This window comes from Mesorhizobium sp. B2-4-14 (genome assembly GCF_006442155.1).
In the GTDB taxonomy this organism is placed as follows: Bacteria; Pseudomonadota; Alphaproteobacteria; order Rhizobiales; family Rhizobiaceae; genus Mesorhizobium.
In genome coordinates, this window is record NZ_VFVA01000024.1 from 60,497 (window position 1) to 82,237 (window position 21,741).

General features: G+C 61.8%; 18 protein-coding genes, 1 tRNA gene and 1 pseudogene. 9 read left to right on the forward strand and 11 right to left on the reverse strand.

The window, feature by feature from the left end; all coding sequences use genetic code 11:
- Positions 1-42: 42 nt before the first annotated feature.
- Positions 43-1,440, reverse strand: coding sequence for an alpha-glucosidase/alpha-galactosidase (locus tag FJ938_RS20240; protein ID WP_140696716.1), 1,398 nt, complete (start codon positions 1,438-1,440; stop codon positions 43-45).
- A 155-nt stretch (positions 1,441-1,595) separates the two neighbouring features.
- Between FJ938_RS20240 and FJ938_RS30430 the strand changes: the two genes are divergently transcribed.
- Both FJ938_RS30430 and FJ938_RS20250 read left to right on the forward strand, forming a co-directional pair.
- On the forward strand, positions 1,596-1,871 hold the full coding sequence (locus tag FJ938_RS30430) for a hypothetical protein (protein ID WP_140696771.1): 276 nt from the start codon (positions 1,596-1,598) through the stop codon (positions 1,869-1,871).
- Between the two features lie 35 nt (positions 1,872-1,906).
- Positions 1,907-1,982 (forward strand) — tRNA-Phe (locus tag FJ938_RS20250).
- A 617-nt stretch (positions 1,983-2,599) separates the two neighbouring features.
- On the opposite strand, the gene FJ938_RS20265 is transcribed toward FJ938_RS20250, so the two are convergent.
- The 4 genes from FJ938_RS20265 to FJ938_RS20280 all read right to left on the reverse strand — a co-directional run bounded on the left by FJ938_RS20265 (position 2,600) and on the right by FJ938_RS20280 (position 6,486).
- Positions 2,600-3,613 carry a zinc-binding alcohol dehydrogenase family protein gene (locus FJ938_RS20265; RefSeq protein WP_140696718.1) on the reverse strand — a complete coding sequence of 338 codons (1,014 nt, stop codon included), beginning with the start codon at positions 3,611-3,613 and terminating at the stop codon, positions 2,600-2,602.
- A 74-nt stretch (positions 3,614-3,687) separates the two neighbouring features.
- A complete protein-coding gene (locus FJ938_RS20270) occupies positions 3,688-4,608 on the reverse strand; it encodes a sugar ABC transporter substrate-binding protein (protein WP_140610332.1) in 921 nt (306 codons plus the stop codon).
- An 88-nt stretch (positions 4,609-4,696) separates the two neighbouring features.
- A complete protein-coding gene (locus tag FJ938_RS20275; protein WP_140696721.1) occupies positions 4,697-5,482 on the reverse strand; it encodes an ATP-binding cassette domain-containing protein in 786 nt (261 codons plus the stop codon).
- Positions 5,482-6,486: an ABC transporter permease gene (locus tag FJ938_RS20280; RefSeq protein ID WP_140696724.1), complete on the reverse strand. Its 1,005-nt coding sequence runs from the start codon at positions 6,484-6,486 to the stop codon at positions 5,482-5,484. Before FJ938_RS20280 ends, FJ938_RS20275 begins: the two co-directional genes overlap by 1 nt.
- Positions 6,487-6,696: 210 nt before the next feature.
- Here FJ938_RS20280 and FJ938_RS20285 point away from each other — a divergent pair.
- A pseudogene (locus tag FJ938_RS20285) lies at positions 6,697-7,625 on the forward strand (GntR family transcriptional regulator).
- A 407-nt stretch (positions 7,626-8,032) separates the two neighbouring features.
- Here the strand turns inward: FJ938_RS20285 and FJ938_RS20290 are convergent.
- The 3 genes from FJ938_RS20290 to FJ938_RS20300 all read right to left on the reverse strand — a co-directional run bounded on the left by FJ938_RS20290 (position 8,033) and on the right by FJ938_RS20300 (position 11,148).
- Positions 8,033-9,541, reverse strand: a complete 1,509-nt coding sequence (locus tag FJ938_RS20290; RefSeq protein WP_140696727.1) for a tripartite tricarboxylate transporter permease — start codon at positions 9,539-9,541, stop codon at positions 8,033-8,035.
- Positions 9,542-9,568: 27 nt separating this feature from the next.
- Positions 9,569-10,042 carry a tripartite tricarboxylate transporter TctB family protein gene (locus tag FJ938_RS20295; RefSeq protein WP_140610336.1) on the reverse strand — a complete coding sequence of 158 codons (474 nt, stop codon included), beginning with the start codon at positions 10,040-10,042 and terminating at the stop codon, positions 9,569-9,571.
- 131 nt (positions 10,043-10,173) lie between these two features.
- Positions 10,174-11,148 (reverse strand): tripartite tricarboxylate transporter substrate-binding protein, encoded by a 975-nt coding sequence (locus tag FJ938_RS20300; RefSeq protein WP_140610337.1) that lies wholly within the window; start codon positions 11,146-11,148, stop codon positions 10,174-10,176.
- 252 nt (positions 11,149-11,400) lie between these two features.
- Here FJ938_RS20300 and FJ938_RS20305 point away from each other — a divergent pair, with 252 nt between their 5' ends.
- The 6 genes from FJ938_RS20305 to FJ938_RS20330 all read left to right on the forward strand — a co-directional run bounded on the left by FJ938_RS20305 (position 11,401) and on the right by FJ938_RS20330 (position 15,972).
- Complete coding sequence (locus FJ938_RS20305) at positions 11,401-12,078, forward strand: response regulator transcription factor (protein ID WP_140696730.1); 678 nt, start codon at positions 11,401-11,403, stop codon at positions 12,076-12,078.
- A gap of 22 nt (positions 12,079-12,100) precedes the next feature.
- Positions 12,101-13,456: a sensor histidine kinase gene (locus FJ938_RS20310; protein ID WP_246673436.1), complete on the forward strand. Its 1,356-nt coding sequence runs from the start codon at positions 12,101-12,103 to the stop codon at positions 13,454-13,456.
- Entirely contained in the window at positions 13,453-14,544 is a 1,092-nt protein-coding gene (locus FJ938_RS20315) for an ABC transporter substrate-binding protein (RefSeq protein ID WP_140696736.1), read from the forward strand. Before FJ938_RS20310 ends, FJ938_RS20315 begins: the two co-directional genes overlap by 4 nt.
- 99 nt (positions 14,545-14,643) lie before the next feature.
- Positions 14,644-14,838, forward strand: a complete 195-nt coding sequence (locus FJ938_RS20320; protein WP_140696738.1) for a hypothetical protein — start codon at positions 14,644-14,646, stop codon at positions 14,836-14,838.
- A gap of 33 nt (positions 14,839-14,871) precedes the next feature.
- Positions 14,872-15,306, forward strand: coding sequence for a hypothetical protein (locus FJ938_RS20325; RefSeq protein ID WP_140610341.1), 435 nt, complete (start codon positions 14,872-14,874; stop codon positions 15,304-15,306).
- Positions 15,307-15,636: 330 nt separating this feature from the next.
- On the forward strand, positions 15,637-15,972 hold the full coding sequence (locus tag FJ938_RS20330; protein WP_140610342.1) for a hypothetical protein: 336 nt from the start codon (positions 15,637-15,639) through the stop codon (positions 15,970-15,972).
- A 68-nt stretch (positions 15,973-16,040) separates the two neighbouring features.
- On the opposite strand, the gene ggt is transcribed toward FJ938_RS20330, so the two are convergent.
- From ggt to FJ938_RS20345, 3 genes are all read right to left on the reverse strand, one after another.
- Positions 16,041-17,780 carry a gamma-glutamyltransferase gene (gene ggt / locus FJ938_RS20335; RefSeq protein WP_140696741.1) on the reverse strand — a complete coding sequence of 580 codons (1,740 nt, stop codon included), beginning with the start codon at positions 17,778-17,780 and terminating at the stop codon, positions 16,041-16,043.
- A 278-nt stretch (positions 17,781-18,058) separates the two neighbouring features.
- Entirely contained in the window at positions 18,059-19,351 is a 1,293-nt protein-coding gene (rhaI, locus tag FJ938_RS20340; RefSeq protein ID WP_140696744.1) for an L-rhamnose catabolism isomerase, read from the reverse strand.
- A 170-nt stretch (positions 19,352-19,521) separates the two neighbouring features.
- Positions 19,522-21,624, reverse strand: coding sequence for a bifunctional rhamnulose-1-phosphate aldolase/short-chain dehydrogenase (locus FJ938_RS20345; RefSeq protein WP_140696747.1), 2,103 nt, complete (start codon positions 21,622-21,624; stop codon positions 19,522-19,524).
- Positions 21,625-21,741: the final 117 nt, after the last annotated feature.

A 21,741-nucleotide genomic window follows, 5' to 3' on the forward strand; every position in this document is an offset into this window, starting at 1 on the left:
CTGACCCCGAAAATCGATTTTCGGAAAGGATCATGCGCAAAATCAAAGTGCTACCGCGTCCTTTGCGCGTCCAAGATGGACGCGCGGCGCTGTTGTGCGCGCCCAGGCCGGCAGCCAATCGCCGTGGGCGGCCAAGAGATCATCGACCAGTGACCATATCTGGTCGAGATCGAGCTCGGCTGATGTGTGCGGATCCATCATCGCCGCATGGTAGATGTGCTCGCGATTCTCAGCCATCAGCGCGCGCACCGTCAGTTCCTGGACGTTGATGTTGGTGCGGATCAGCGTCGTCAGTTGCGGCGGCAGGCCGCCTATATAGGTCGGCTGGATGCCGGAAGCATCGACCAGGCATGGCACTTCGGCGGCGCAATCGCGCGGCAGCGAAGTGATGCAGCCATTGTTGCGGACATTGCCGTAGATGACCGACGGCTCGCCCGTCCAGACCGAATTCATGATCGAGGAGGCATATTCCCTCGATTGTTCGACCTCGATGCGGTCGGCCGAACGATAGGCTTGCGCCTGTCCCTTCCAGTGCTCGATCTGCTCGACGCAGCGTTTGGGATATTCATCGAGCGGAATGCCGTATTTCTCGATCAGGTCGGGGCGGCCCTGCTTGATGAAATAGGGCGTGTATTCGGCGAAATGCTCCGAGCTTTCGGTGACGAAATAACCAAGCCGCGTCAGCATCTCGTAACGCACCTTGTTGGGGCAGCGCGGATTCCAGCCCGGCTTGGGGGCGCGGCCCTCGCGATAGGCGCGGATGAGGTCGGGATAAAGGTCGCGGTAGGAACCGTCCGGCTGGCGATGCTCGAAATCGAGATAGAAGGCCATGTGGTTGATACCGGCCGAACGGTAGCGGATCTCCTCGTAGGGAAGGTCGAGATCGTGCGCCAGTTCCATCGCCGTGCCTTGCACCGAGTGGCACAGCCCGACCTGCCTGATGTCAGGATATTTCTCTGCGATCGCCCAGGTGTTGATCGCCATCGGGTTGACGTATTGCAGCATGATCGCCTGCGGGCAGACGGCCAGCATGTCCTCGCAGATTGTCCACAGATGCGGAACGGTCCTGAGGCCCCGCATGATACCGCCGACGCCGAGCGTATCGGCGATGGTCTGGCGCAGGCCGTATTTCTTCGGCACCTCGAAGTCGGTGACGGTGCACGGCTCGTAGCCGCCGATCTGGAAGGCGACGACGACGAAGTCGGCGCCGGCGAGCGCCTTGCGCTGGTCGGAATGGGTCTCGGCCTGCGCCTTGACGCCGAGCGTCGAGATCAGCTTGTTGACGACGACGGCGCTCTCTTCCAGCCGCTGCGGATTGATGTCCATCAGCGCGATCGTCGCGCCTGAAAGGGCTGGCCGCTGCAGCACGTCGCCGACGATGTTCTTCATGAACACGGTCGAGCCGGCGCCGATGAAAGTGATCCTGGGATGTCTGGCCACGCCAACCTCCGGGCATATGTTCACGCCATAGCCTTATGCCGCGTGCAGGCTGCCGCCGTCCAGCCGCTCGAGTTCAGCCGGGCAAAGCGCGACGGGTATGACGCTCAAATGAACATATCGAGCTGTTGCGGCTGAACCGCGCGCCGGCGCTGTTGATGCATCAGGACGCGAACGTGCCGCGCATTGCGATGAACCCTGGCTTCGGCTCGCTCAGCACCTTCAACAAATCCATCCGCAAGCTGACCGGCATGGCGCGGTCCAACTTCCGCAAGGGATTGGCAAGCGCCAAACAGGCGCGCGCATGGCACGGAAGCAGCCCATCGGGCAGCATTTCTTTTCCTGCAGGAAATCCACATCTAGGCGCTGGACAGGCCGGATTCCCATGCTATAACCCACGCGCTTTCAAGGGGCGCCCACGGCGCTTCCCGTGAAATCCGGAGCGCGAGTTATTCGTTAGCCGGAACAGGCCCAGATAGCTCAGTTGGTAGAGCAGCGGACTGAAAATCCGCGTGTCGGTGGTTCGAATCCGCCTCTGGGCACCATCACTTATTTTAAGATTTTTCCGTCGCATTTCAATAACTTATGCGTTTACTTCGATTCCGCATTTCGCAATCCAAGTTTTCTTTTATTGGCGAACTGCCAAAGCCTCATCAAACCATAGCGAAGCTGAATTTCGCTTGGTCTCTCGTTTTGCCACAATTGCTGGCGTGTCGTAGGGCCAGTGCAACTCGACAGCGCGAAAGCCCACCTGAGCAGCCGCCGCTATACGCTTCAGCAGTGGCAGGTCCAGCCATAAGAAGCCCAAATTTGCCGAAAGTCTTGCCATCTACTTCAGCTTGAATAACGAGTCGACCGTGGCCTTGTCTTCGACGGGCGGGTGGCGGACGACTTCAAGCTGATGACCGGCACATGGGTGCAGGCCGGCAAGCTGCGGCTCGACATGCTGGAGTCATTCGGCGGGCTGGTCCAGGACCTGGTGGTCTGCGGCCATGACCGCGTGGAAGTCGGCATGCTGGTCTTCCCGCGTCCCACGCAACTGCCGGCCGCCAACAGTTCCCAGGACACCTTGGTGAACGAGGCATTGATGGCGGCCATTGCCAACCGGATGGTTCGGACGACTTTTGCTTCCCTTGTGTGTTGGGGTGCCTCAGTGAACAGCCTAAACGGCTATCACCGCCTTGATAAGCCCCGACTTTTGGTGGACCCAATGCGGGATATCGCGGAGGCTGTCGCGCAGGGTCGTGCGGTCCGTTATAAGCTTGGCCACAGGAACGGTGTCATCGTGCATTGCCGCCATGACGTGGTCAAAGTCGACTCGAAGCGCGTTGCGGCTGCCCATCAACATCATCTCGCGCTTGTGGAATTCGGGATCGGAAAAGCTGATCTCCTCCTTGATGACGCTGACCATTATCAAGGCTCCCCCATGCGCCACATAAGCGAAAGCGGCCTCTATCGACGCCCTGTTGCCGGTCGCATCAAAAACAAGGTCGAAACACTCGCCATCGGTTCGCTCCCGCACCAGGTCGGCGGGCGACAACGAAAGTCCATCGATAACGGGGAAACCGAGTTGACCTTCGGCGAAATCGAGCCTTTCCCGGCGGACGTCCATGATCGTCACTATCTGGCCGGCAATACGTGCAAATAGCGCCGTGCCGAGTCCGATAGGGCCTGCGCCGATGACCAGAGCACGTTTCCCGGCGGCAAGTTGGGAGCGCCGCACCGCGTGGGCACCGATGGCCAGGAATTCGATCGCCGCCGCATGGTCGAGCGACAATCCTCCGATCGGATAGAGATTGTCGGCAGGCACGAGCAACTCTTCACACATACCGCCGTCGCGATGAACGCCCAACACCTCGATCGATACGCAGCAATTCGGCTTGTTATCACGGCAGGCTATGCATCTGCCGCAAGCAAAGTAAGGATTTACGACGACGCGTTCGCCGATGCGGATAGGGACGCCTTCCCCGATCGCAGTCACCGTGCCTGCGAGTTCATGCCCCATGACACGTGGATAGGCCAGGTAGGGATGCTTGCCTTCGAAGATGTGATAATCGGTGCCACATATACCGACATGGCTGATGCTGACCAGCGCCCATCCTGCCCCCGGCGGGCCGGGTGGGGAGCGATCTTCGAAGATCAGTTCGCCGGGTCGTCGGCAAACGAGCGCTTTCATACGGATCACCTTGCTTGGAGTGTTCCAAAAAGAACCCGGCGGTTGAGAAGACCGCCGGGCCAAGGTGTGGGAGCTTATTCGAAGTCCTTGACGTTCTGCGGCGTCACGAGGCCAGCGCCGGTGTCCACATTGGCGTCGACGGCCTCTCCGCGGATCGCCTTGACCACAGTATCGATGCCAAGCTCGCCCATCTTTGCCGGAAATTGTGCAACGCTGGCGTCTTCCGCGCCCGACTTGATCGCTTCGATCTCGCCGCAGCAGGCGTCGAAGCCGACCAGTATGATCTTATGATTGGCCATGCCCGCATTGCTGATCGACTTGACGGCGCCTGGGATTGGCGGGCCACAGGCCGAGTAGATCGCCTTGAGATCGGGATTGGCGGTGAGGATGTCTTCGGTCACCGACGTGCCAAGTTCGAGCGTGCAGTTGGTTGCGCCCTTGCCGACAACGTCGACCTTGACGTCGCCCAACCCCTGCATCATGCCGGTGACGCGGTCGTCCAGTGCCGGCACCCCGGGAACGCCCTGCAGGATACCGATCTTGTCGCCACTCTTCAGCACGGTCTTGAGGTACTCCCCGGCGATCTTGCCGCCGTTGAGGTTGTTGGTCGAGACCAGTGCTGTTTGACCTTTCCAGTTGGGAATGCTGTTGTCGACGAGAACCACCTTGATGCCGGCAGCGACCGCCTTGTCGAGCGCCGGCGCAACCGTCGGGTCGACCGGAGTGACAGCCAGGCCCTTGACGCCTTGCGTGATCATGGACTCGATCAGCGCAATCTGGCCCTCGATGTCGGTCGCGGCCTGACCCTGGCCGGTAACCAGCTCGATTTCAGGATGAGCGGCCGCGTATTTCTTGGCGGCCTGTTCCATGGTCGAATAGAACGGCACTGGGAATTTGGTGATCAGGCCGATCTTGATCTTGTCTGCTGCCGAAGCCGGCAGCGCAAACACGACCGCGATAGCGATCCCTGCAAACAGTTTTCGGTTGATTGGCATTCCATTCCTCCCTTGAATTGAGACGCCTCCCAGTGGGGAAGGCCTCAGGCATTTGAGGGCCGCAACGGTCCCCAAAATCTCGAACGGATCAGGCTCCAACGATCATGGAAACCAGCTCTTGTTTGTTGTGCCTGGTCGGCACCAACTCGCCGACCTTGCGGCCCTGGCGAAGCACCACGGCGCGATCGGCGAGTTCGACGACATGCTCCATATTGTGAGTTATCAGGATCACGGCATTGCCCTGGTCGCGGAGCGCAGCAACCAGATTGAGCACTTGGCGTGATTCACGCAGACCGAGTGCAGCGGTCGGCTCATCCAGGATGACCACCTTGCGGGCAAATACGGTGGACCTGGCGACGGCGATGGCTTGCCTTTGTCCCCCGGACATCATGGCGACGACCGCGTCGAGCCGCGGCAGGGTGACCCTGAGGTTTGCCAGCAGAACACGGGTCTCGGCGTCCATCCTGCGCTGCTGCAGAAATCGCAAGCCGCGAGGAAGCCATTGCGGCCAGGCCAGCTCGCGACCAGCAAAGAAATTTTGTCCCGGCGTCAGATTGTCGAACAGCGCCAGATCCTGGTAGACGGTCTCGATGCCGGCGAAGCGCGCATCCGCGGGGGAGCGTATCTGCGTCGGCGCACCATCCAGGACAATCGCCCCGGCATCGAGTTGGTGTACGCCGCTGATGCATTTGGTCAGCGTCGACTTGCCCGCGCCATTGTCGCCGAGCAGGCCGACGATTTCGCCTTGCCGCACTTCGATGCTGACGTCGTCCAGGGCCAGAACCGAACCGAAACGCTTGGTGGCACCGCGTACGGCCAGCACGGGTTGGTCGGCAATGGCGGCCCGATCGGCATTGGTCGCAACGGCGCTCATCACAGCCTCCCAGCCTGCATGACACGCACACGTCCTTCGAGATAGTTGCGCAGCACGTCGGACTCGACCGCGATCACGATGACCACGCCAATGACGATGAGTTGGAAGAAGACGTTGACGTTGAGCAGGTTGAGTGCGTTGCGGATGACGCCAATCATGATGGCGCCGATTAGGGCATGGCCGAGATGGCCACGGCCGCCGAGAAAACTGGCACCGCCGATAATCACCGCCGCGATCGTATCCAGTTCAAGCAGATTGCCGAACAAGGGAGAACCGGCGTCGGTGCGGCCGGCGAGTATGACCGCGCCGATGCCGGCGCACAACCCTGAGACCACATAGACCGAGACCAGGACCCAGGACACGGGAATGCCCATGCGCAAGGCGGCGTCGGGTCGACCGCCGACGGCGTAAATCCACCGCCCCCAGACCATCGTCTTGGCCACAGTGAAAAGGACCGCGGCAACACCTGCAACGACAAAGACTGAGCCAGGCAGACCCCAGACCGCATCGCGCCCCAGCGCATCTATCGAATCCGGCATTCCAGGAATGGCGCGCCCATCGGCCAGTTGAAGCGCCAAGCCCTTGGCGATGCTCAAGGTTGCCAGGGTGATTATGAAAGGATGCGGCAGCCGCCCGAAGACGTAGAAGAGCCCGTTGATGGCGCCCACCGCCGCACCGCAGCCAACCATCACCGCGATAACCGCGATGGCGGGAGCGCCGGCATGAAAGCTGAGGGCGCCGACGACGGAAGCCAGTGCAACGTTCGATCCGACCGAAAGATCGATGCCGCGTGTGAGGATCACCAAATGCTGGCCCATTGCGACAACCGAGATGACGGCGGTCTGGCCGAGGATATTGCTGAGATTGCGCCCGGTCAGGAAATAGGGTGACAGGAAACTGAGAACGGCTATCAGCAACAGCAATATGATGACCGGGCCGGCGCCCAGCAATGCCAGTCCGAGCGCCAGGCCAGGGACGGCGCCCGGCCTCTTCGGCGCAAGCATTGAGGCTTGGCTAACAGCGGTGCTGGTGTTTTCCGTTTTGGGCAAAACCCCCTCCCCGCCCAGGCTTGCGTAAGCTTGGGGCGTCAGAACCAAGGCTGTATTTTAGCTTCCTCTTATCGATAAAAAACAATCAACTTGCCCCTTGGTCAAGTTGTTTTTTATGGATAAAGTTCATGCTAAAAAGGACAAGGTTGCTCAGAGGGAAGTCCAATGCGGACCGATACTGTCTACAAGAAGGCTTTCAACCGCGCTGTCACCATGCTGCGCGATGGACAATTGACCGGCGAATTGCCTTCCGAAAATGAGCTCAGACGCCGAGTGGGAGTAAGCCGCACGACCGTCCGAAAGGTTCTGCAAGAACTTGCTCACCGCCAACTCATCGCCGAGCGCAGCGGCGTCAGGATGGCAGGCCGCGCGGTGGAGGATAGCGACTACTATCCCGACGACGAAACCACGTCCCGAGCCAAGCACGTCGAACAGCAGTTCATGGAGTGGATGCTGCGGGGTGACACCAGACCCGGCACCAGCATCAACGAACTTGAGCTTGCGCGGCAATTCGGTGTTGCGACCAATGGAATTCGCGAGTTCCTCATTCGCTTTAGCCGATTTGGATTGCTCGAAAAAAGGCCGAATACCGGCTGGCTATTCAAGGGCGTCGATATAGGCGAGATGCTCAATTCAAGGGCTTCACCGAAGACTTCGCCCTCGAGCTGTTCGAGATCCGGGTGATGTTCGAGTTACGATCGGCGCATTTGTTTTCGAGGCAGCCTGACAACTCTCCTCTGTGGGGAAAACTCGCCGCGCTCAAGAGCGCGCATACCGAACTGCTGAAGCGGATTGAAAGCCGCTTTCACGACTTCTCCGGTCTCGACAACCGGTTTCATCGGCTCATAAACGAAGCTTCGCCGAACCGCTTTATCGACGATTTCTATGACATCATTACCTTCATTTTTCACTACCATTATCAGTGGAACAAGCGGGACGAAAAGCAGCGCAACCAAGCGGCGATCCTTGAGCATCTCGCCTATATCGACGCCCTTGAAAGCCGCGACTCCGAGCGAATTGAGCGAGCCTGCGAAGCGCATCTGGCTTCGGCAAGAGCAACGCTGATACGTTCGCTGATTGGACTTAATGAATGATGGAAACCGACCCATTGAATGGCAACGGGGTATCTCTGGAATATCTGGAGACCGAAGGTTGACACATGACAGATTCCCACCCGCGCGCTGGCCGGTATGCTTGCCATTGTTGTCGTTGACGACGGCAAGCAGTTGCTCGATCCCGTTCCGCCCATCGGCGCCCAACCCCGAACTCGGATAGATGGAGCGCAACGGTTCGATATCCGCGTGAGCTGACGGGTCGAGCATCAATGGAACTCGGTGCAACTCTGCTGCTCGGGCGCGTCTTCACCGGCACGAAGCGCATGGTCGGCCGGGTCACTGCCTACGCAATTCGGGCTGAGGCGCGGCCCAGAATATCGCCACACCTTGATCGGGACGTGCCAGTCCGCGCCAGGCAGTAAGGCGCCGCTCGCCTGGCGGCCCCCTCATTCGGTGGCCATCAGCATCTTGCGCCGGCGGGAACGCCGCGACAGGTAGAAAGGCACGATGGCGACGGCCGCGGCCAGAACCCAGAGCAGGTTGCAGATGGTACTGCTGAAGAGGATAGACGGATCACCTCCGCTGATCGCCAAAGCATTGCGCAGGTTCACCTCCATCAGCCGGCCCAGTACGAAGCCGAGGATGATCGGCGCCATCTCGAAGCCCGCCTTACGCAGGAGCCAACCCACCATGCCGATGCTCATCATCAGGAAGATCGAGAAGACCGACGAGTGAGTGGAATAGACGCCGACGATCGACAGGACCAAGATGCCCGGCACGAGCAGCCAGTTAGGCACGGTCAGGACGCGAGCGAATATCTGCACGAGCGGCAGGTTGAGTGCCAGCAGGATCAGGTTGCCTACAAAGAGCGAGGCGACGAGACCGCCCACGATCTCGGGCCGTTCGGTGAGTAGCATAGGGCCCGGCTGGATGTTGTAGAGCATCAGTGCGCCAAGCATGACGGCGGTGGTGCCCGAACCGGGAACGCCGAGCGTCAACATAGGCACGAAGGCGCCGCAGGCCGTCGCGTTGTTGGCCGCTTCGGGGGCGGCGAGACCACGCACGTCGCCCTTGCCGAAGGTCCCTTCGGTATCGGACAAGCGCTTGGCCGTCGTGTAGGAGATGGCGCTCGACACCGAGGCGCCCGTGCCCGGCAGAACACCGATGACGAAGCCGATGAGCGAGCTGCGCAGGGTCGTGCCGGTGCACTTCACGATATCGCTCATCCGTGCGGTCATCCGACCCAGTTCGCGGATTACAGTCATGCCACGCCCCTGGTTTTCCAGGATGATCAGCGCTTCGGAGATCGAGAACAAGCCGATGACGAGCACGACGAACTCGATGCCGTCGCCAAGCTCCGGCTCGTTGAAGGTGAAGCGGTAGGCCCCAGACGTTGCGTCGAGACCGACCGTTGCCAGCATCAGACCGAGCGTGCAGCCGATGAGCGTCTTTGCAGGATAGCTGCCGACCATCGAACCCAGTGTCGCAAAGGCAAACATCATCAGCACGAAGTATTCGGCGGGACCAAAACCGATCGCCAGACCGGCCAGCAGGGGCGCGAACAGCGCCAGGCCGATGGAACCGAGTATGCCGCCCACGAAGGAGGCGATGCCAGAGAGGGCGAGTGCTTCTCCCGCACGCCCCTGGCGTGCCATGGGATAGCCGTCCATTGCCGTCATGACGGCGCCGGCATCCCCTGGCACATTCAGCAAGATCGAGGAAATGCGGCCGCCATATTCGGCGCCGCAATAGATCGCCGCGAGCAGGATCATGGTGCTCTCCGCTGGCAGGCCCATCGTATAGGCAATGGGAAGCAGCAGGGCTATGCCGTTGATGGGGCCAATGGCTGGCAGTGCGCCGACGAGCGTACCGATGAAGCAGCCGATGAAGCCGATGAGCAGGTTCTGTCCGGTCAGAGCGACCGCAAAACCCTGCCAGAGATATTCGAGGTTCATGATTAACCTTTCCGATCCGACCTTGCCTCAGCGTCCGAAGAGCGTGCCGGACGGCAGGTAGACTTCCAGCAGGTAGGAGAAGACGACCCACCAGAGGGTGGCATGGCCGGCCGCTCCGATGAGCGCCTTACCCGGCGACGCTCCGAAGATAAGTGCGGAGCCGAGCGTTAGGACGAAAATGGAAACGGCAAAGCCTGCCGGTTCGAACAGGACGACGGAAACGACCAGGAGAACCGGCAGCGCGAGCACGCGGGCAAGCAGAGCGCCGGACGGAAACCCCTCCGCGGAGCCAGGCGAGAAGAAATACCAGACGGCAAGCAGGCCGAGCACCACGGCGAGCGCTATGGGAAAGACCCGCGGGCCTAGGGGATCGGAGGAGAAGGAGTATTCGATGACGCTTCCGCCAATACCGTAGGCGACGGCAAGCGCGAGCAGACATATGGCGGCGCCGCGGCCGATCACCTGCACGGCCCGCGGAGAGGGATGCGATTCATCAGACATGGGTATTCCTTTATTTTCCGAGACCGCGGCCGCTGTCCGCTGCCTTCCTCGCTTTCCGCCCTTGCCATCGGCATGCCGATGGCAAGGGTCGTCCGCCTTGTGTCTTGACGGGAGCCTGCGAGGGCGTCGCACTACATGCCGGCTTCCTTGGCGAGGATCTTGAAGCGGGCGACATCCGTCTTCACGCGCTCCTCGAAGTCCTTGCCAAGCAGGGTGAACTCGAACAGGCCCCGCGCTTCACGCTCCTTGGCGAATTCCGACGTTTCGGAAGCTTTCTTGAAAGCATCCACCCACCAGTCGTAATCCGCATCCGAGACGTCCTTGCCGACATAGTAGCCGCGCCAGACCGGCCAATCGATGTCGAAGCCTTGTTCATGGGCGGTCGGAACATTCGCAAGATCACCCGGGAGACGTTCCGGCGACATGACCGCAAGGATGCGGACCTTGCCGGCAACATGGTGCTTGACCATCTCCGCCGCATCGCCCGAACCGACTTTCACATGGCCGCCTTCGAGGGCGGTCAGAACCGCGCCACCGCCTTCAAGCGCGACATAGCGCATGGATTTGGGCTCCTGGCCGGCCGCCTTGGCGAGCAGTGAACCCTTCATCCAGTCCTGCGAGCCCACGGCGCCGCCACCGGCAATTGCAAAGCTAGCCGGATCGGCCTTGTAGGCCTCGACCAGTTCGCCGAGTGTCTTGTAGGGCGAATCCGCGGCGACGACGAGCACGCCATAGTCGGCGCCGAGCGCACCGAGCCAGCGCACGGCGTTCTCATCATACTGGCCGAACTTGCCCTGGGCGAGGAGCAGCGCTGATCCGGAAGACGCCGCGGTGATCACGTTGCCGTCCTTGCCGCGCTTGCCGATGACGTGGTTGTAAGCGACGGCGCCGACTCCGCCTTCCATGTAGGTGACGGCCATGGGCTTGGAAATCTGCTTCGTCTCGAGCAGAGCATTGGCCGCAAGTCGGCAGGTCAAGTCGAAGCCGCCGCCGGGCTTGGCGCCGGCAAGGCATTCCGGCTTCGTCGGTTCCGCCTGTGCGGATGCTGCAAATGCCAGAGCGGCCATCGCCGCGCCAAAAAGGGCACTGCTGAAAACTTGCTTCATAGGGTTCCTCCCACGGGATTTTGAGCGGTGGCGAGAAAATTCCGCACGCCGACTGCTACATCAGGCCATTTGGGCCTGGCGTATCAGTGGACATGTCCGATTTCCTCCCCGACCGGCCCCTTCGCTCTCCACCGGGCCGGCACGATCACACTAGCCCGCGTTCCTGTCACCATCCTGTCACGCCTTTGCCGCAGCTGTGAGCGCGTCCCTTCATCAACTTGTTGGCGGCACGGACCCATGCGATCATGGCGCGTGCGTATTCTCTTGGTCGAAGACACTCATGACGTGGGCGAAGCCATTAGCCGGCGCTTTCAGCAGACGGGCCACACCGTCGACTGGGAGACCGATGGGGTTGCCGCATCCGAAATCCTGAGCTTCACCGAATACGACCTCGTCATCCTCGACGTCATGCTCCCCGGCGTCGACGGCTTCTCCATCCTCAGGAAGCTGCGCCAGTCCGGGAGCGGCGTCCCCGTCCTCGTGCTGACGGCCCGCTCCGAGGTGGACGACCGGGTCAGCGCGCTCGATCTCGGCGCCGACGACTATCTGGTCAAGCCTTTCGACTTTCGCGAGTTGGAGGCAAGGGCGCGTGTCCTTCTGCGACGGCGAAGCGGCGGCGAGCCGACCAACGTCATCATCTGCGGCGATATCAGCCTCGACCGCGCCAACCGCAATGTGATGGTAGGCAAGCGCGAGATCCAGCTTAAGCGCCGCGAGATCGTCTTGCTCGAGATCCTCGCTTCGCGCCCCGGCAAGGTCTTCAGCAAGGATGAACTGCTGGACCAGTTGTTCGGCTTCGAGGAGGCCGCGGGCGAGAACGCAATCGAACTTTATATCGGGCGCCTGCGCAAGAAACTGGAAGGCGCGCGCGCGCGGATCGTCACGCTGAGGGGCAGCGGCTATCAACTGGTCTCCGACGATGCCGCATAGAAGTTCGTTGTTCTCCCGCCTCATGCGGCGCGTCGGCGTTGTTCTGGCGCTGGGTGCGGGAACGCTCATCACCGCCGCCTGGATTTACGCGCGCGCCGCCGCCGACGATGCCTATGACCGGCTGCTCCTCGGCGCGGCCTTCCAGATGAGCGAGAGCCTCAGCGTCGCCGACGGAAATCTCCGCTTCGTCCTTCCGCCCTCGGCTTTCGAAATCCTCGGGCTCGCCAATGACGACCGCATCTTCTACAGGGTCATCGATCCTTCGGGCGCGACCCTGACCGGCTATGCCGACCTGGCCGCCGAGGCGGACCTTTCCGCGAGCCGCGCCGCCCCCATCTTCGGCGATGACGCCTATCTGGGCGCCCCGGTGCGCACCGTAACCGTGTCGCACGCCATGAGCATGCCCGAAGGGCCGGGCTGGGCCTATGTCGTCGTGGCACAGACCGTCGAGGCCCGCCATGCGCTCGCCTCGGAGCTGACGGTCCGGGCGACGATGCTGGTCGCGCTGATGAGCCTCTTTGCCGTCGCCGGGACAGCGCTGGCGGTGCGTTACTCGCTGCGACCAGTCGATGACCTCGCTGCCGCGCTCCGGCAGCGTGACCCGCAGGATCTGACACCCCTCGCTGTCGCGGTGCCCAACGAACTGTCTCCGTTCGTGACGTCCATCAACTACTTCATCATCCGCCTTGACGAGCGCATTAAACTGCTACAGCGCTACATCGCCGACAGCGCCCACCAGATCCGCACGCCGCTGACGGCGCTTTCCGCCCAGGTGAGCCTGATAGACGAGCAGAGGCTTGCGCCGGAAGATCGCCGTCACCTGAAGCGCGTTCAAAGCCGCACCATCGAACTAACCGGCTTCACTAATCAGCTTCTCAACCATGCAATGGTGATCCACCGCTTCGACTCAGTCCAGCTCGTGCCCGTCTCGCTGAACGATGTCGCACGCATGGCATTTCGCAACGCCGTCCCGATCACGGTGGATCCCGACATGATCGTCTCCTTCGAACCCGCGGATGAAGACCTCATGGCGATGGGCGACATGCTCAGCCTGCGCGAGGCGATCGTCAATGTGATCGACAATGCGCTGCGTCATGGCGCGACCGCCAGACTGGAGGTGCGTGTGCGCCAACGAGAAAATTTCGGTCGAATCGAGGTGATCGACGATGGACCGGGGATCAAGGAGGCTGATTGGCCGAATATCATCAGCCGCTTCTATTCGCGAAGCCCTGACGCGCGCGGGTCCTCGGGGCTCGGTTTCGCCATCGCGTCGGAAGTCGCGACGGTCCTGCGTGGCCAGCTCGGTTTCCGCGAGCGATCTGAAAACGAGCCGTTTTGTGTCTATCTGGAATTGCCGCTCGTGCGAGGGCAGCCATGACAGCGCACATCCGCACCCTCGCGCTCGCCGGGCTCGCCTGGCTGGTCCCGACCCTTGCCGGCGCCATCGAAGGTGAAAGCGAGACTTTTCCCGCGACAGCGAAGGAGGCGGGCCGCCTGGTCATCCACGCGGCGACGGATCTTGAGGCCATGCGGCCGCTGCTGCGCGATTTCCAGGCACTCAACCCCAACATCCGGATCGACTACGTAGACTATGTCACAAACGATCTTTTCCGCGAGGCACGGGACGCATGCAGAGCGGGGACCTCCGAGGCTGACATCCTCCTCTCCTCGTCGGTCGACCAGTTGGTTCGGCTCACCAACGACGGCTGCGCCCAACGGCACGACTCGCCTGAAACACGGAGTGTGTCAGACTGGCGGAATTGGCGGGACGAGGTTTTCGGTTTTACGTTCGAACCCGTCGTGTTCGTTTACGACCGGCGCCGGGTTCCGCCCGAGGATGTGCCGAGAAGTCACGACGCGCTCCTGGAACTCCTGCGCCGCAAGCCCGACGCCTACCGGGCACGCATAGGAACCTACGATATTCAGGCTTCCGGCATCGGCTACCTTTTGGCATTCTACGATTCCCGCCAGGCGCCTACAGCAAACGGGCGACTGCTCGAAGCTCTGAGCCGCGTAGAAACCATCGTGCGCTGCTGCAACAATGAAGTGCTTGGCGAGCTTGCAGCGGGGCGGATCAGCATCGCCTACAACGTGCTCGGCTCCTACGCCTATGCGGCGGCGCTCGCCAATCCAGATCTGCGCATCGTGCTGCCCCGGGACTACGCGCTTATCCTGTCGCGGGGCGCCTTGATTCCCGCTGCTGCGGCCCATCCAGGTCTCGGTAAGCGGTTCCTCGACTATCTCCTGTCGGCTCGCGGCCGGCAGGTGGCGAAGGACGCTTCGTTCTTCTTTGCCGAGGACGCCCCCCTGCCCGTCGGGGTCGACGGACCCGAGGCATTGATGGACTCAGGGATCGGCCGCCCCATCCGCATCGGCCCGGCGCTTCTTGCCGCACAGGACGAAATCCAGCGAAGTACATTCATCGAGGATTGGCGCAGACACATCGGAGAACATCCACAGCGTTGATGCCGTGCTCTTTGAGGCCACGTACCCCAGTCGGAGCTCCCCTCTCCAGCTCGCACCTCGGCGCGCGGCAGCTTCAAAGCGACGGTAGAAGCACAGATCATGAGCGCATTTGCCCAGCGTCGATTTGCCCGCGACGTTCTCGGCAAACGACCATTTTCCATACACCACGAACGGGCCGAGTCCATTTTGACCGATGTGCTTGGCTGCGCCACCTCGGCCTGGCTCGCTGAAAACGACTTTGCTCTCATCAGGCCCTTAGCGGATTCAATTTGCTTGGTGATGTGCGATCCCTAGGGCAAACTCGCTGCCGGGGCTGCAGGAGGTGAAATGAGAGCACGTGCAGCGACGCTCGGGGATCTCGAGGATGTCTTTCATGGCCTATCCAAGCGGATGTCGGACGAATACGCGGCGGCCGGCAAGGACAGCAAGGTCGCCTACGACAATCTGATGATGAATTTGAAGGAAGGCCGGGCGCACGCGCTTGTCGAGGGCGAGAAGGCCGTGGCCATCATCGCCTGGCATGAAAACAGCGACGCCGCCGATACGCTGTTCGCCGCGCAGGACGATTTTTTCCGTGGCTCCACCGTTCGCTTCTGCAAACGGCATATCAGGCATATCCAGGCGCTCGCCGGCAACCTGCCCGTCCATTCGCGCAGCTGGCTGCAGGGGCCTGATGTCGGGCGCTGGTTCAAGATCATCGGCTATGTCGAGCAGGGCCAGGAGAACGGGGCCAGATTGTTCGCGTTGCAGCCCGCCAGGTAGAGATCGCGTCACGCCACGTAACCGCAAATCAGCACTCGGGCCGGCATAGGCCGGCAGCGCTGCGACTCCCCGCCGCAGCCGCGAAAAGGCTGCCGGCGCTGAATTCATCAACGGCACCATCCTTCTCCGCTGACACGGCCCAAAAGGAATGGGATGGCGACGTGCAATCCGGGCGCAGACGCCTGTTGCATCCGAGCCAGACAGCCGGAAAATCGGTGACAAGAGCGGCCGGAACGTGTTGAAGATGACGGTCAACGCGGAGAGGGACGCGCGATCGGGTTGCACTCGGCAAGTGTTGATGGTTTGTTGCCGGTCAGCGGAGAACCAGTGATGCGAGAATCCATGGGGCAAGACGAATACGGGTCGTTCGATCCGGACGACCTGCCGAATCTGAATGCGATCGGGCCGGCCATGGGCAGCGGCAACGACTTCGAGAGATACGCGGTCGCCGTGATCATCGTGTTCGGCGCCTTGATCATTGGCGGGCTGATGGCCGCGTCGATGACCTTCGGCCATCGCAACGGTTTCCTGTTCGCGCTTGGCGGCGCCACGTCGGCCTGGATTTCCGGAAACGCGCTTCTGCTGGACCGGCCGCGCATCTACGCGCTGTTCGTCGGCATCGCCGCCCTGATGCTTATCGCATCGACCATCACCCTGGTAACGTGACAGCCCTGCCGGTCTCCAGACCAAAAGCGGCTGACCCGTAGGCTCTCGATCGAAAGCCACCCCGGGTATCAATATCCGAGCGCCTCGCCCGATGCGGCGCGGCTGTCGATGGCGCCATTGTAGCGCGCGCCGCCCCCCTTCCCGATTTCCGCCAGGCTCTTGCCGCCGACGAGGATGCCGGCCGCCTGGCCCCAGGTCTGGTCGCTGAGCTCGAGGTGATAGCCCATGCCGGCCAGCAGTCTTTCTGTGTCGGGCGACAGGCCAAACGGTTCGACATAGACCGTGTCGGGCAGCCATTGGTGGTGGATGCGCGGCGCGTCGACCGCCTCCTGGATGTTCATGCCGTGATCGATGACGTTGACGATCGCTTCCAGCGTGATGGTGATGATGCGCGAGCCGCCCGGGCTGCCGATGACCATGAACGGCTTGCCGTCCTTGGCGACGATGGTCGGGCTCATCGACGACAGCGGCGTCTTCTTCGGCTGGATGGCGTTGGCCTCGCCCTGAACTAGGCCATAGAGGTTGGGCACGCCGGGCTTCTGGGTGAAGTCGTCCATCTCGTTGTTGAGCAGGATGCCGGTACCGCCGGCGACGACGCCGGCACCGAAGGAGCCGTTCAGCGTGTAGGTGACCGCGACCGCGTTGCCGTCCTTGTCGATGATCGAATAGTGCGTGGTTTCCTTGGACTCGCCAAAGCCCTTCGGCATCAGATCCTTCGAAACGCCGGCCCGGAACGGGTCGATCTTGTCGCGGATGTTCTTGGCGTAGGCTTTGTCCAGCAGTTTGGAGACCGGATTGTCGACAAAGTCGGGGTCGCCGAGTGCCGAGTTGCGGTCGACATAGGCATGGCGCATGGCCTCGACCATGACATGCACCGTCTCGGCCGAAGCCGGGCCGAGGTAAGACAGCGGATAGCCCTCGAGCACGTTGAGGATTTCGCAGATGATAACGCCGCCGGAACTTGGCGGCGGCGAGGAGGTGATCTCGTAGCCGCGGTAATTGCAGGTCACGGGCTTCAGTTCGCGCACCGCGTATTGTTCGAAATCCGGCTTGGTCAGGATGCCGCCCTTGGCGCCGCTCGCCTTGACAATGGCGTCGGCGATGGCGCCCTTGTAGAAGGCGTCGGGACCTTTGTCGGAAATGGCCGAGAGCGAGGCGGCAAGGTCGGGCTGGACCAGCTTCTCGCCGATGCCATAGGGCTTGCCGTTGGGCTTGAGGAAGATTGCCGCCGCCGCCGGGTCCTTCGCCAGCCTTTCAGCGCTGCCGGCGAACGAGGCGGCATCGCCCTGATTGAGGATGAAACCGTCCCTGGCATAGTTGATCGCCGGCGTCATCAGATCTTGCCTGGACAAGGTGCCATATTTCTGGCGGGCCATCTCGAAACCGGCCACCGACCCCGGCACGCCGACCGCCAGATAGCCGTCGAGGCTGGCGCCCTTCACCGGATTGCCATCCTTGTCGAGATACATGGTCCTGGTCGCGGCAAGTGGCGCGCGTTCACGGAAATCGAGGAAGGTCGATTTGCCGTCCTTGAAGCGTATGGTCATGAAGCCGCCGCCACCGATGTTGCCGGCATTGGGGTAGACGACCGCAAGGGCATAGCCGACGGCAACCGCCGCATCGACGGCGTTGCCACCCTTCTTCAACACGTCGATGCCGACTTCTGACGCCAGATGCTGGGCCGTTACCACCATGCCGTTCTCGCCCTTGGCGGGTACCGGCGAGGCGGCAAAAACGGTTGTGAATGGGACGAAGGCAAAGGTCAGTGAAAGACTGGCCGCGATCAGGGTCCGGCGGGTAAGATGCATGTCGGGTCTCCGGGCGTAAGGACGCTTAGGAAAGACTGTTGGGATTGGTGAGTCCAGCCAATTGTGATCCTCGACGCCCCCTCTGGCCTGCCGGCCATCTCCCCCGCAGGGGCGAGAGTGGATGTCGCCGTCGCTTTCGCCAATCACCGCCGTTGCAGGAACAGCGCCTTCGGCGAAGCTGCTGATCTCCCCCTTTGCGGGGGAGATGTCCGGCAGGACAGAGGGGGGGTGCTCAAGCGCTGCCGTCGCCCGTCGGGTCGAGAGAGAGAAGAAGTTGACTACACAATCCCGCCGGAACCGCCGGCGACCGCCGGACGTTCCGCCGCGACCTTGGCGCGGTAGCCCGCCGCTCGATAAGCCGCGACGGGATCGACGGCACCGCCAGTCTTCAGCCGCGCCATGGCGAGAATCGGCTCGACATCGGTGCGGTAGGCCGCCTTCAGCGTCTGCGTCGCCATCAGCGCATCGTTGCTGTCCTGATAGCCTTCGAGCGCCTTGCGGTCGACCAGCAGTGCCTGCGCATAGGCGCGCTGCACCTCTACCGCCGACAGCATCAGGCTTTCGATCGGATCGGTGACGTTATGGCTCTGGTCGAGCATATGGGCGGGGTCAAAACCCTCAGCACCGGACAATTCGGCATCGACCAGCTCGTTGAAGACCAGGAACAACCGGTAGGGATCGATCGAGCCGGCATCGAGATCGTCGTCGCCATATTTGGAATCGTTGAAGTGGAAGCCACCGAGTTTCCTGAACTGGATCAGCCGCGACACGATCATCTCGATGTTGACGTTGGGCGCGTGGTGGCCGAGGTCGACAAGGCAGAAGGCCTGGTCGCCGAGTTCCTTCGCGATGATGTAGTTGGTGCCCCAGTCCTGCACGACCGTGGAATAGAAGGCCGGCTCGTACATCTTGTGTTCGGTGAACAGCTTCCAGTCTTCCGGCAGGCCGGCGTAGATTTGCCTCATCGCATCGAGATAGCGTTCGAAGGCCTTGGCGAAATTGACCTGGCCGGGGAAGTTCGAACCGTCGCCGATCCACACCGTCAGCGCCTTGGAGCCAAGCGTCTTGCCGATCTCGATGCATTCGAGATTGTGCTCGACCGCCTGGCGGCGCGTGCCTGCATCGGCATGCGACAGCGAACCGAATTTGTAGGACAGCTTCTGGTCCCTGGCGTCGGAAAAGGTGTTGGAATTCATCGCGTCAAAGCCGAGGCCGAAGCGCGAGGCCGCCTGCTTCAGCCGGTTCGGATCGGCCTTGTCCCACGGAATATGCAGCGACACGGTCGGTGTTGCCTGCGTCAATTGTTGGATGACCGCGCAGTCCTCGATCTTGTCGAAGATGTCGCGCGGCTCGCCGGCGCCGGGAAATCGCGCGAAGCGCGTGCCGCCGGTGCCGACACCCCAGGACGGGATGGCCACGGCGAATTTCTCGACATTGTCCCTAATGGCGTCGATGCCGATGCCGCGCCGGTCGAGCCGCTCGCCGAGCGAGGCGTAGTCGCGCTCGAGGTCGGCCTTGCGCGCCGCATTGTCCCGTTCGACGATGTCGGCGGAGATGATGGTTTCGGACACTGCTGTTCCTCCCAGAATGCGTACGGCTGGCGCCGCCCCTCATCCGCCTGCCGGCACCTTCTCCCCGTGAAGAACGGGGAGAAGGAAAGCGCTCCGGCGCCGATGATCCCCCTCTCCCCGTTCTTCACGGGGAGAGGGTAAGGGTGAGGGGCAGCGCCAACTTTAACAAGTTACCGCGTAAAGCTCTGCGCGTTGCCGGCGTCGACGTTGATGATGTTGCCGGTCGACTTGGCCGACATGTCGGAGGCGAAGAAATAGATCGCTTCCGCAATGTCTTCCGGGAAGACCGAGCGCTTCAGCATCGAGCGCGAGCGATAGTGCTCCTCCAACTCGTCGGTCGACATCTTGTAGGCGGCGGCGCGCTGTTCCTTCCACTCACCGGTCCAGATTTTCGAGCCGCGCAGCACCGCGTCCGGGTTGACGACATTGACCCGGATCTGTGCTTCCGCGCCCTCCAGCGCGAGGCAGCGGGCGAGATGAATCTCGGCCGCCTTGGCGGTGCAGTAGGCGGCGGCATTGGGCGACGCGGCAAGGCCATTCTTGGAGGCGACGAAGACAACATTGCCGCCGATCTCCTGCACCCTGAACAGCCGGAAGGCTTCCCGCGAAACCAGGAAATAACCGGTCGACAGGATATCCATGTTCTTGTTCCACAGCGCCAGCGTCGTCTCCTCGATCGGCGCCGAAGAGGCGAGACCCGCATTGGACACCAGGATGTCGATGCCGCCGAACTCGACCGCCGTCTCGGCAAAGCCGGCGACGACCTGGTCTTCCGAAGTGACGTTGATGACCACCGGGCGGACGAAATCCTTGCCATAGGCCTTGGCCAGTTCCTCATTGGCGCTGGCGAGTGCCGTTTCGTCGATGTCGGCCAGCACCACGCAGGCGCCTTCGCGCAGCAGCCGGCTGGCCGTCGCGCGGCCGATGCCGCCGGCGCCGCCAGTGACCAGCGCGATCTGACCGGCAAGCGACTTCGGCTTCGGCATGCGTTGCAGCTTCAGATCCTCGAGCAGCCAGTATTCGATGTCGAAGGCTTCCTGAGCGGGCAGTCCGACATAGGACGACACGGTCGAGGCGCCGCGCATGACGTTGATGGCATTGACGTAGAATTCGCCAGAAATGCGTGCCGTCGCCTTGTCGCCGGCGAAGGTGAACATGCCGACGCCCGGCATCAAATAGACCACAGCGTTGGGATCGCGGACGGCGGGCGAGTCCGGATGCTTGCAGCTGTCGTAATAAGCCTGGTAGCCGACCCGATAGGCGGCGACATCATCGGCGAGGCGCGCGATGACGGCATCGACATCCGGTTTCGCCGGATCGAATTCGATGACCAGCGGCCGGATCTTGGTGCGCAGGAAATGATCCGGACATGAGGTGCCTAGTGCCGCAAGGGGGCGCAAATCCTTGGAGTTGACGAATTCGAGCACGGCGGGCGAATCGTCGAAATGGCCGAGCTTGTGGCTTTTCTCCGAAATCAGGCCCCGGATTTTCGGCATCAGTTTCGCCGCGATGGCGCGCCGAGCCGAAGCGTCCAGCGACTGCACCACTTCGCCGCCGAAGATGGCAAGGCCTTCGGAGCGGCGCTCGAACCATTCGATCGCCTGGTTGATCACCGAGATCGTCGTTTCGTAGCATTCCTTTGGGGTGTCGCCCCAGGTGAACAGGCCATGGCTTTCAAGGATGACACCCTTGGCCTGGGGATGTTCGAGGCAGAATTCCTCCAGCCAGAGGCCAAGTTCGAAGCCAGGCCGCTTCCACGGCAGCCAGCCTATCGCGTCGCCGAAGATCTCTTTCGTCAGCGCTTTGGAATCCTTCGCGGCGGCAATCGCGATGATGGCATCGGGATGCATATGGTCGACAAAGGGCTTGGGCACATAGGCATGCAGCGGCGTGTCGATCGAGGCCGCGCGCGGATTGAGATTGAAGGTGCAGTGGGGGAGATATCCCACCATTTCGTCCTCGTGCTCGACGCCCCGGTAGAGGCCTTTGAGCGCACGCAGCTTGTCCATGTAGAGCGTGGCGAAACCGTCGAGCTTGATCGAAGCGCTGTCGCCGCCCGAGCCCTTGACCCAAAGCACTTCGACATTCTCGCCGGTAAGCGGATCCTTCTGCCAGATCTTCGATGACGTATTGCCGCCGCCATAGTTGGTGACACGCTTGTCGGAACCGAGCGTGTTCGAGCGATAGACCAGAAGCTCAGGCTCGCTCATTCCCTTGGCCTTCGCATCATCCCAGAGATTGGCGAGGCGCGAGCCGGAGCGCTTGTCGAGCATGGATATCCTCCCTCGGGACCAGAAAGCGCGGTCCCTTTTCGTTGGGAATGTCTACGCAAGAGGCCAGCTTGTCAATCATAAACGATCAATATCGATCATATTGCACCGCACAATGAA

Bases quoted from the DNA above. Each gene is read 5' to 3' on its own strand.
- FJ938_RS20290 (WP_140696727.1), bottom strand. From the start codon at position 9,541: ATGAACCTCGAATATCTCTGGCAGGGTTTTGCGGTCGCTCTGACCGGA.
- FJ938_RS20295 (WP_140610336.1), bottom strand. From the start codon at position 10,042: ATGTCTGATGAATCGCATCCCTCTCCGCGGGCCGTGCAGGTGATCGGC.
- FJ938_RS20270 (WP_140610332.1), bottom strand. From the start codon at position 4,608: ATGCCAATCAACCGAAAACTGTTTGCAGGGATCGCTATCGCGGTCGTG.
- FJ938_RS20345 (WP_140696747.1), bottom strand. From the start codon at position 21,624: ATGCTCGACAAGCGCTCCGGCTCGCGCCTCGCCAATCTCTGGGATGAT.
- FJ938_RS20300 (WP_140610337.1), bottom strand. From the start codon at position 11,148: ATGAAGCAAGTTTTCAGCAGTGCCCTTTTTGGCGCGGCGATGGCCGCT.
- FJ938_RS20275 (WP_140696721.1), bottom strand. From the start codon at position 5,482: ATGAGCGCCGTTGCGACCAATGCCGATCGGGCCGCCATTGCCGACCAA.
- FJ938_RS20280 (WP_140696724.1), bottom strand. From the start codon at position 6,486: ATGCTTGCGCCGAAGAGGCCGGGCGCCGTCCCTGGCCTGGCGCTCGGA.
- FJ938_RS20330 (WP_140610342.1), top strand. From the start codon at position 15,637: ATGCGAGAATCCATGGGGCAAGACGAATACGGGTCGTTCGATCCGGAC.
- FJ938_RS20325 (WP_140610341.1), top strand. From the start codon at position 14,872: ATGAGAGCACGTGCAGCGACGCTCGGGGATCTCGAGGATGTCTTTCAT.
- FJ938_RS20265 (WP_140696718.1), bottom strand. From the start codon at position 3,613: ATGAAAGCGCTCGTTTGCCGACGACCCGGCGAACTGATCTTCGAAGAT.
- FJ938_RS30430 (WP_140696771.1), top strand. From the start codon at position 1,596: ATGCATCAGGACGCGAACGTGCCGCGCATTGCGATGAACCCTGGCTTC.
- FJ938_RS20310 (WP_246673436.1), top strand. From the start codon at position 12,101: ATGCGGCGCGTCGGCGTTGTTCTGGCGCTGGGTGCGGGAACGCTCATC.
- FJ938_RS20320 (WP_140696738.1), top strand. From the start codon at position 14,644: ATGAGCGCATTTGCCCAGCGTCGATTTGCCCGCGACGTTCTCGGCAAA.
- ggt (WP_140696741.1), bottom strand. From the start codon at position 17,780: ATGCATCTTACCCGCCGGACCCTGATCGCGGCCAGTCTTTCACTGACC.
- FJ938_RS20315 (WP_140696736.1), top strand. From the start codon at position 13,453: ATGACAGCGCACATCCGCACCCTCGCGCTCGCCGGGCTCGCCTGGCTG.